This window comes from Chryseobacterium piscicola, assembly GCF_900156685.1.
In the GTDB taxonomy this organism is placed as follows: Bacteria; Bacteroidota; Bacteroidia; order Flavobacteriales; family Weeksellaceae; genus Chryseobacterium; species Chryseobacterium piscicola.
This window is the reverse complement of the sequence record NZ_FTOJ01000016.1, coordinates 1-9,785: the sequence shown is the minus strand read 5'-3', so window position 1 is coordinate 9,785 and position 9,785 is coordinate 1. Positions and strand designations below refer to the sequence as shown.

Below are 9,785 nucleotides of genomic sequence, written 5' to 3'. Positions count from 1 at the left end.
CACTGAAATACAAAACTATTGAAGAGTTTAATAATCAAAACAAAATTTATCAAAATGTAGCTTAACTTATACTGGAATTTTTATTTGCATATCCATATCATGAATTTTTTGAATGTCCAAATTGTAATTACCAAAAGGCAATACAAATTGATGAATGTTGTAGAAGTCCACTAAAAATTGTAATTATTGATAAAACTATGAAAGTAGAAAGATTGCTTTATCAATGTATTAATTGCGGAGGAATTGTGAATAGAAGCAAACCATTATCTTTTAAAAAATTTTCTGATCAAATTAGAGATGAAATTAATATTTATCGGCTAAAAGAATGGAAAGATAATATTGAGAATGATTTTCGATTTATAAAAGAAGCTATTAATGAAAATAATTTCAGATTATCAAATTTTGGTAAACTGCAAGAACATTATGCAACAGAAAAATATAGAAATATTAGAAAAAAAGCTCTAATTAGAGATGAAAATAAATGTCAAATATGTAACAAAGATGCTGAAGAAGTTCATCATTTAACATATGAAAATTTTCCAGATGAGAAACTAGAAGACTTACAATCTTTGTGTTCAAAATGTCATTCTGAAATAACATATAAAGAACGACTGGAAAGAATTAATAAAAAATCATAAAAGGGGCGATAGCCTAACAAAGGTTGAGCAGATTGCAAATTTACAAGATTATTTTTTAATTAACCTGTAGTGTAGAATCGAAGAATTATGCTGCGATTACGCACCAGCAAAGCTCTGAAAAGTATGTATAATTAAGTCTCAAAAAACGATTGATTGTATAAAAAAATAATACGTCGACTTTTGACGCTTCACATATTTAATTTTGTCTGTATAAAACAAGTGATGTTTTTAGCAAAAGATAATTCAATAATTGCTTTATTTTTAAAATTATATAGTCCGCTATATCTGAAAAAAGATTCTCATGTCAATGATAGAATTCGAAATATTACATTAAAAGAATTATGAATATAAATAATAATATAAAATTATTAGAATGTAATATTTCTATAAATTTCTATTGAAATTAGATTAGAGACTATTTAGAATAATTACAAATAATATAAATAGATAAAAATCATTAGATGAATGAATAATAAAATCATTAGAATATATATATTTACACCATAAAATAGTTTGATTTCTAATTACAAAATAATTCTTAGCATATTGTTTGCTAATTAGATAACCAGCATTCCGATATTTTATAAAGTAATTTATTTTATTTAGAATAAATAAAATAAAAGTAAAACTATAATTATGAATCAAGTTAAGTTGGATTCATTTTTAATTATATAGATTATGAAAACAAATTTTGAACTTTTACAAGAGTTCCTTGACAACACTCCAAAGGAAAAAGTGTTATCAGAATGGAATAAGACTGAAGCTATGGATACCATCGGACCTCCAGCTATGGAGTTCTTAAAATGGTCAGAAAATATTTATAGGGTAAAAAATTTAGAATCTCCTTTAAATAGTAAAAAAATAAACAAACAAGAAAATCCGGAGTATTACTTCGGATTTTCTTTTAATTAAATTATAATATTAGAGATGATACAAAAAGCAGCCTTTTCACTAGAACATTATTTTTTCGATAAAGTAAATATTAATCTTGATAACTACAATAATAAGGAGTATCAAATAAAGTTTGATCCAAAAGGTGTATTTAATAAAGAAGAAATGGTTTATACATTAAACTTTTGTTTTTCTGCAAAGTGTGATGAGATTGAAGATAATTTCGTAACTATTAATTGTATAGGGAGATTTAAATTTACAGATATTAATACTATAGAAAATATTCCGCCATATTTTTATAGAAATTCAATTGCTATTTTATTTCCTTTTCTACGAGGTTTTTTAAGTATGGTCACTATACAAGCTAATGTACCTCCTATACTTTTGCCAGCAATGAATTTAACTGCTCTTGAAAAGCCTCTTAGTGAAAACACAAAAGAAGAATAATATTTTGAATTCTCTTTATCAAACATTAGAAGATAGAAATAATCCTGAAGATATTGAATATTACGGTCCTTTCAAGTGCAGAAAAAAAACGTCTTGGTTAGGTGATGGATATTATTTTTGGGATAGTTTTTTAGAGTTGGCTCATTTCTGGGGAAAGAATTCCGGTTATGGCACATATGTCATTTGTCATGCAACAGCGGATTTGAATGAAAATTTATGTTATGATTTGGTAGGTAACTATTCGCATATGAAAGACATGATAAATATCGTTAATAGGATGGAATCTGAAGGTTTAGTAAATAAAACAACTACTGTGAAGCGAATTATAGAGTTTATGAGAAAAATAGATTGCTTTAATCAATATGCTATTAGGGTTATTGGAACCAATTCTATAGCAAATAATGATGGAAATGATTCATTTTTACAAAGATTTAAATTTGACTCTAAATTACCAGCTTATTTAGATCTGATTCCGCCTATTCAAGTTTGCATATATGATTGCGCAAAAGTTTCATTACAAGATTATAGGATTATTCATCCTGATATCTATACTGATGAATATTTAGTATAATTATTTTAAGACTTGAAATAATGGATAGAAATAATTAATTTTTTAAGAATATCATCTTTCAGTCTCAAAAAACGATTAGTCTCAAACACCATTATTTTCTTTTTACGTAAAACAGTTTCAATTCTTTTTATGTAACCTAATGATGAAGCACCTTGAATATTTCCCCGTTCATATATCTAATTCTTAATCTATGATATTATATTTTTCCCGAAATACCATCAACAAAAGTCTCTATAAACCCTAAAATTTTATTTAAAATTCGATTTCCCACTTCTTTAGACTCTAATATGCCAGGTCTCCCGTCTAATCGAAGATCTAAGATTTCTTGTCGTAACGGTTCACGCTCTGTAAAGAGATAATTTTCTATTAACTTTTCGGTTTTTTCTTCTGAGAGATTTTCATCTTTGACTAATTCTTGAAATGCATTTATTTGTTCTCTATTCCAGAACTTTTCAAATTCATCCGGAATTGTATCTATGTCTTCAATATTGACTAAGCCTTGTTGGATAAATTTTTCTATTAATTCTCTTTTACTTCTTAAAGACACTTCTGTATTTAGAAGGTTAAAAATTTCCTTTTCAATGCTTTCTTTATCTTTTTTATTGTTTTTTGATTTGAATTTAATAAGTAACTGAATAATATAGGTGACATTTATAGTATCGCGTCGGATTAGCTCCAATTCAAAGTCGATATCATTAAGAATAGAAGTTTTTTGAGTAGTAGGAGCTATTGTAATTTTCTCTTTTAAATCCTGATATTTGCTGCTGTAACCATTAAATAGATCTGTATCTATTTCTAAATCTTTCCATGTAAATTCAGTATAGTGATTCATCTTTTTCAACAAACGGATCATATCCCTGAATGCTTTCACGAATTGCAGCTGGTCTTCTTCTGTGTATAATCCATCAACAGAATCAATTTCGGGTACAATTCGCAATAATTTTTCAGTGGCTAAATTGAATTGCTCTACATATGTTTCATAGGGTTCAACAATGATTTCGTCAATTGCTTCTTTATTACTGAATAAAGTAATCGCTTCATCTGTTCTATCTTTCAGATTTCTAAAACTAATGATATTTCCCTGAGTCTTATTTTTATCTAAAATTCGGTTGGTGCGGCTAAAGGCTTGTATCAGGCCGTGATATTTTAGATTTTTATCAACATATAAAGTATTTAAATTTTTACTGTCATATCCTGTAAGGAACATATTGGCTACTAACAAAATATCTGCTTCATGTTTAGGATGCTTTGATTTTTTGGCAACAGCGTTATAATAATTGTAAAACGCTTCAGTATCTCTGATATTTTCTACCATTCCAAACATTTCATTAAAATCCTGAACGTATTTTTCCAAAAGCTCTCTTCTATGCGGAATGTATCTACTCTCATATTCTGCTGGAGGTTCTGCAGCAAGATCTAGTTTTGAAGCCATTTTTTCTTCTATTGGCTCTTCATTTTGGGTAAAGCTGAAAATCGTAGTTATTTTTAAATTATGCTCTCCGTTTAATTTTTTACGCTTAAAAATTTCATAATATTGGATTACAGCGTCGATATCCTGCACACACATCATCGCACAAAAATCTCTGTTTTGTGTCTTCTGGTCATGGTATTGGATTATATAATCAGCAATAGCCTCTTTACGTTCCGGAGCTTCAAAAACTTCAGATTCGTTAATCTGCTCTACTTTCAAATCAATAATATGATCTTTCTTTTTAAATGTTTGAATATATTCTATTGAGAATTTTAATACATTTTCATCTCTTATAGCATCGGTTATGACGTATTTATGAAGGCATTTCCCAAATAAGCTTGTGGTAGTCTTTTCACCATCAGAGTTTTCTGCTAAGATAGGTGTCCCGGTAAATCCAAATAATTGAATGTTAGTGAAATAGCCAACTATATTTTTATGTGTGTCACCAAATTGAGAGCGATGACATTCATCAAAAATAAAGACCATCCTTTCATCTTTGACTGATTTCATTTTCAGTAAATTTCTTCCTGAAATAGCGTTGTTTAACTTCTGAATAGTGGTAACAATAATTCTTACATTTGGGTCAGTAAACTTCCGAATAAGATCATCTGTATTTGTTGCTGAGCTCACACAGTCTTTGCTGAAACTATTATATTCTTTACTGGTTTGGGAATCTAAATCCTTTCGGTCTACAACAAAAACTACTTTTTTAATGGTAGGTATTTTAGATAGAACCTGACTTGCTTTGAAACTAGTTAACGTTTTACCACTTCCTGTAGTATGCCAGATATATCCGTTTTTCTCGATGCTGTAACCGTTAAGAATTTCGTTTTCTGTTACTTTCTTAATAATACTTTCGACCGCGTAGTACTGATAGGGACGCAATACCATAAGGCTTTTTTCAGTTTCATTCAGCACAATATACTTGCATATCATTTTACTGATGTGGCATGGCTCTAAAAATGTGTCTGTAAAGCCATTCAGAATGTTGTTCAACGGATTATTCTGTTCATCTGTCCAATGAAAAGTCTGAAGATATTCTTGTTTATGCACTCCGAAATTGCTGAAATATTTTGTGTTTACACCATTACTGATTATGAATAACTGAACAAAATGAAATAGTCCTTTACCAGCCCCGAAACTGTGTTTTTGGTAACGGTTGATTTGGTTAAAAGCTTCCTTCATTTCCAGACCAATTCGTTTTAATTCTATTTGAACCAAAGGAAGGCCATTTATCAGTAAGGTAACGTCATACCGGTTTTCATATTTTCCTTCCTGAGTAATTTGGTTGGTTACCTGATATTCATTTTGACACCAATGTTCTACATTTAAAAATTCGAAATACAGATTATCTCCGTTATCCCGTATAATATGATGTTTTTTTTCGCGTAGTGTTTTTGCTTTTTCAAATACAGATCCTTTGTTAAGGATATTTAAGACCTTTTCAAACTCACTGTCGCTAAAGTGGATATGGTTGTGTTTTTCTAACTGCGTTTTTAAGTTTATCAATAAAGCTTTTTCATTAGCGATAGTAATGTATTTATAACCCAATTTTTGCAATTGGGCAACGAGTTGTGATTCTAAAATCTGTTCGCTTTGCTTACTCAAGATGGTAATAGTTTTTTGGTTGAGATATTCTACTGCTCTTCGCCGTTATCTTCGTTTAATTTATCGATATTTTCTTTTACCAACTGTTCCAACTGATAGGTTGCAACTCCTAAAGGTTTGTCTAATCCCCGCATTGCATATTCTACCTTCACATTACTTTTTGAAGCGCAGAGTAATAACCCAATGGTTGGCTCGTCGAATGGTGTCTTGATTTTATCGTCAACTGCACTGATATAGAAATTCAATTTGGAAACATATTCCGGCATGAATTCTCCTGCTTTTAGTTCAATCACTACATAGGCATGCAAAACCGTGTGATAGAAAAGCAAATCAATTTTGTAATCTGTGTTATCGACTTCAATGGCATACTGTCGTCCTACAAAAGCAAATCCTTTTCCCAGTTCTAAAAGAAAATCCGTGATTTTGTGGGTCAAAAGTTTTTCTATTTCCAGCTCTTTTACTTTGGTTGCGAGCATTAAAAAATCAAAATGGTATGGATCTTTGAAAATACTTTTCGCTAAGTCTGATTGATATTCGGGTAATGTCTGTTCAAAATTATTCAACGCTTTTCCGCTTCTAGAGTATAAGTTGCTTTGAATCTGTAAAAGCATCACATCCCTACTCCACTCGTTTTTGGCGGTTTCTGCAATGTAAAATATACGTTCTGTGACATCTTTAATTTTAGTAAGAAGACTAATGTGATGATACCAGGTAATTTGTGCAAGTGGCACTTGCACAAATTGCGTTTCACCTTGTGCAAGCGGTACTTGCACAATTGGAAAATGAGGATATGCTTTGGCGAAACTTCTCATGTACTTCAGGTTACGAACTGAAAACCCTTTGCTATCAGGAAAATTATGTGTTAAATCTTTAGCTAAAAGTTCTATTACCTTGCTTCCCCAACCGTTTTTCTGCTGTTTTTCAATAATTGAATTCCCAATTTCCCAATATAAGGTGAGCATTTCAGCATTAACCTTAAGAGCGGCTTGGGTCTGAGCGACCTTTATTTTATTGAAAATAAATGCTGACCAATCTTTATAATCGTTATTTTGTATAATTTCGTCACTCATCTAAAAGCATAGTTTTGTTATTCACAAATATAAGAAAAAGGTTCTGCGATGCTATTGCAGAACCTTCATTAATTGTTACTATCTCAATCCTTTAAACATTTGTTCGATTGCCTTTTTTTTCTGTTCCATATTAGGATGTACATAAAGGTTTAGGGTCGTACTAATGTTAGAATGGCCTAGCAATACACTCACTGTTTTGTAATCACAATTACTTTCAATGCACCGGGTCGCAAAGCTATGTCTTAATCCGTGAAATTTTAGTTCCGGCATATTAAGTTCCTTCATTAGATTTTTATAGTAACTACGGTAAGTTCTAGGTTCTGTTGGCTTGGCATCATTCGTTAATACAAAGAAGGAAGAATTAACAATTTTTTTAAATGGTTTTAAAATCCTTAATAAATCTTTGCTCATAGGAATTTCACGAATTGAATTTTTTGTTTTCGGTGTATCAAGAATTAATTCGGTTTTTCTGCTTCCTTCTTCTATCACGTAGATTCGTTGGATTGTTCTGTTAATGCTTATTACTCCACTATCTGTATCAATATCTTCCCATGTCAATGCGCACACTTCCCCGATACGAATACCTGCGCTTAAACAGATGTAAACTCCTAAATTTCTAAATGTAAAATGTTCCTGAATATAATTCATTATTTTCTTCTGGTCTGATTTTGTCAATACTTCAACAATATGTTTTTCTCTTTCTGTAGGAAACTGAATATCGAATGGCACATAGCTCAACCACTTATTTTTAGCACCGAATTTTAGGATCATTTTTATGACAATTAAAATATCTTTTACGGTTTTATGGCTTAAACCTGAATTAAGTTTTTGAAATACAAAAGCCTGTACTTCTTGTTCTTCAATGTTATGATTGTTTCCGAATGATGGTAATACATGGTTTTCAATCAGCAAAGTGTAAGCTGAAAAGCTTGATTTTTTGACATACTGCTTTTTATCTGCTTTCCACAGATCGATAACTTCAGAAAGTTGTTTTTTGTTCATTTTATTTATTTGAAATTAAAATCTCAAAGGAAAACATTTAGGAATTAAGGATTTTTAATCCCTTTGATCCGAAAAAGTGACTTTTTTAATCTGATGTTCCTAATTTGAGATTTCCGGGGTTTGAAGGGGAATGGGAAGTGAAGACGTTGGGGGAAGTTATGGACTTTAAAGTAACCAATTCTTTTTCTCGTGAAAATTTGAATTACGAAGAAGGAACGGTGAAAAATATACATTACGGAGACATTCATACAAAATTTCAAACCTTATTTAATATTAAGAATGAAGTAGTACCTTTTTTAAATAAAGAAATAAGTGTGCGAAAAATCTCTGAGGAAAATTATTGCAGAGAAGGAGACGTTATATTTGCAGATGCTTCCGAAGATTTGAATGATGTGGGTAAAAGTATTGAAGTTGTAAATATTAATGGAGAAAAATTACTATCAGGTTTACATACTTTATTGGCAAGACCAAAAGAAAATCTTTTCTACTTAGGATTTATTGGATATTTATTTAAATCCAAACAAGTTAGAACACAAATTCAAAAGGAGTCTCAAGGATCAAAAGTTTTAAGTATCAATGTCGGACGAATTTCAAAAATTGAATTATCATTTCCTGATAAAAAAGAACAAGAAAGAATAAAAACTTTATTTAGTTTATGCGAGGAGCGGATACACACCCAAAGCAAAATACTATTACATTATCAATCCTTAATTCAAAATCTCAGAAATAATATTTTCAAACAAAAAATCAGGTTTAAAAATGAATACGGGAATAATTTTTCTAATTGGGAAATAACAAGATTAGGTATTATTGCGGAAAAAAGAATCTCAAAAAATAAACAGATGCAGATAAAAACTGTTCTTTCAAATTCCGCAAGTTTTGGAATAATCAATCAAAGCGATTTTTTTTATAAAGAAATTGCAAATCAAAATAACATCAATGGTTATTATGTTGTTGAAAAAGATGATTTTGTTTATAATCCAAGAATTTCAAAAGAAGCTCCAGTTGGACCTATTTCAAGGAATAAAATAGATATTGGAGTTATGTCACCGCTGTATATGGTTTTCAGGTTCAAAGAAGGGCATATTGATTTCTTTGAACACTTTTTTAATTCAAATGTTTGGCATGAATATATGGAAAGCATTGCAAATTATGGTGCCAGAGCCGACAGAATGAGTTTTTCTAATAGCGACTTTTTTGAAATGCCTATATTAATTCCGAACATTCAAGAACAAAAAAGAATTGCTTCATTTCTATCCAGAATAAACCAAAAAATCCAAACTGAAAAAGTTGTTTTAGAAAAACTGGAAATACAAAAAAAATATCTTTTACAGCAAATGTTTGTATAGAAAATTATACGAATATTTGTTGCAATAAAAACTTTTTCCGTTCTTCTAATTTTTGTAAAAGTTGGATTTCAATCTTAATTTTCGAGTCGAAAGATGAAAGAAAATTTGAGATTTTAATTTGTTCAGCAATTGTAGGACAATTAAATTTAGTGGATTTTAAAATAGCGTTGTATAACCGCTGAATAGTACCGCCTTCTGTATTATATTTCACAACTTGTAAAATATAATACAGAAAAACATTCGTGACTATTGTATTGTCATTATCAATCCAAACAATATTAGAGTCCTGAAAATACGCATCTTCTCCTTGATAAACAACTGTTCTACCAATTGTTCCAGCAGCAGAAATTAGTATATCTCCTTTTTTAGGAAATGAGAATTTTTGTTTATAATCTGAAAACAATTTATTAGTAATATATGCATCTGGTTCTCTCCCAAAAGAACCAATCTTAAAGAAAGGAATATCGCCAGATGGAAAAGTTTCTTCATTAAATATTCTTCGACACATTTTCACATTTCCTATATCTCCTAATTTTTTAGTTTGCCAATCAGGGTAATAATTTCCGTCTTTGTCTTTAAACTTCAACTGTCTCGAAAATATCCTTTTAGTAATAGAAGTTTTTAGTACCTTTAGTTCCTTAATTATTTTGCTTTGGGTCTGAATTCTTTCATCAAGTAAAGCCAAAAATGAAGAAATTCTATCTTGTTCATTGAATTTTGGTAAACTTAAAGTAAGGG

At 30.0% G+C, this 9,785-nt stretch carries 9 protein-coding genes; 5 read left to right on the top strand and 4 right to left on the bottom strand.

Annotated elements, in window-relative coordinates; genetic code table 11:
• The first annotated feature begins 197 nt into the window (after window positions 1-197).
• The 4 genes from BW939_RS15710 to BW939_RS15360 all read left to right on the top strand — a co-directional run bounded on the left by BW939_RS15710 (window position 198) and on the right by BW939_RS15360 (window position 2,547).
• On the top strand, window positions 198-638 hold the full coding sequence (locus BW939_RS15710; RefSeq protein ID WP_084566681.1) for an HNH endonuclease signature motif containing protein: 441 nt from the start codon (window positions 198-200) through the stop codon (window positions 636-638).
• A gap of 678 nt (window positions 639-1,316) precedes the next feature.
• Window positions 1,317-1,550, top strand: coding sequence for a hypothetical protein (locus BW939_RS15370; protein WP_076452896.1), 234 nt, complete (start codon window positions 1,317-1,319; stop codon window positions 1,548-1,550).
• Window positions 1,551-1,565: 15 nt separating this feature from the next.
• Entirely contained in the window at window positions 1,566-1,976 is a 411-nt protein-coding gene (locus BW939_RS15365) for a protein-export chaperone SecB (protein ID WP_076452895.1), read from the top strand.
• Window positions 1,954-2,547, top strand: a complete 594-nt coding sequence (locus BW939_RS15360) for a hypothetical protein (protein ID WP_123891597.1) — start codon at window positions 1,954-1,956, stop codon at window positions 2,545-2,547. Before BW939_RS15365 ends, BW939_RS15360 begins: the two co-directional genes overlap by 23 nt.
• A gap of 196 nt (window positions 2,548-2,743) precedes the next feature.
• Here BW939_RS15360 and BW939_RS15355 read toward each other — a convergent pair whose 3' ends face one another.
• From BW939_RS15355 to BW939_RS15345, 3 genes are all read right to left on the bottom strand, one after another.
• Complete coding sequence (locus tag BW939_RS15355) at window positions 2,744-5,626, bottom strand: type I restriction endonuclease subunit R (RefSeq protein WP_076452893.1); 2,883 nt, start codon at window positions 5,624-5,626, stop codon at window positions 2,744-2,746.
• Window positions 5,627-5,655: 29 nt separating this feature from the next.
• Entirely contained in the window at window positions 5,656-6,696 is a 1,041-nt protein-coding gene (locus tag BW939_RS15350; protein ID WP_076452892.1) for a PDDEXK nuclease domain-containing protein, read from the bottom strand.
• Window positions 6,697-6,774: 78 nt separating this feature from the next.
• Entirely contained in the window at window positions 6,775-7,698 is a 924-nt protein-coding gene (locus BW939_RS15345) for a tyrosine-type recombinase/integrase (protein WP_076452891.1), read from the bottom strand.
• A gap of 137 nt (window positions 7,699-7,835) precedes the next feature.
• On the opposite strand from BW939_RS15345, the gene BW939_RS15340 reads away from it, so the two are divergent.
• Window positions 7,836-9,047, top strand: coding sequence for a restriction endonuclease subunit S (locus tag BW939_RS15340; RefSeq protein ID WP_228417266.1), 1,212 nt, complete (start codon window positions 7,836-7,838; stop codon window positions 9,045-9,047).
• A gap of 4 nt (window positions 9,048-9,051) precedes the next feature.
• Here the strand turns inward: BW939_RS15340 and BW939_RS15335 are convergent.
• A partial coding sequence (locus tag BW939_RS15335) for a restriction endonuclease subunit S (protein ID WP_228417264.1) occupies window positions 9,052-9,785 on the bottom strand: 734 nt, incomplete at its 5' end.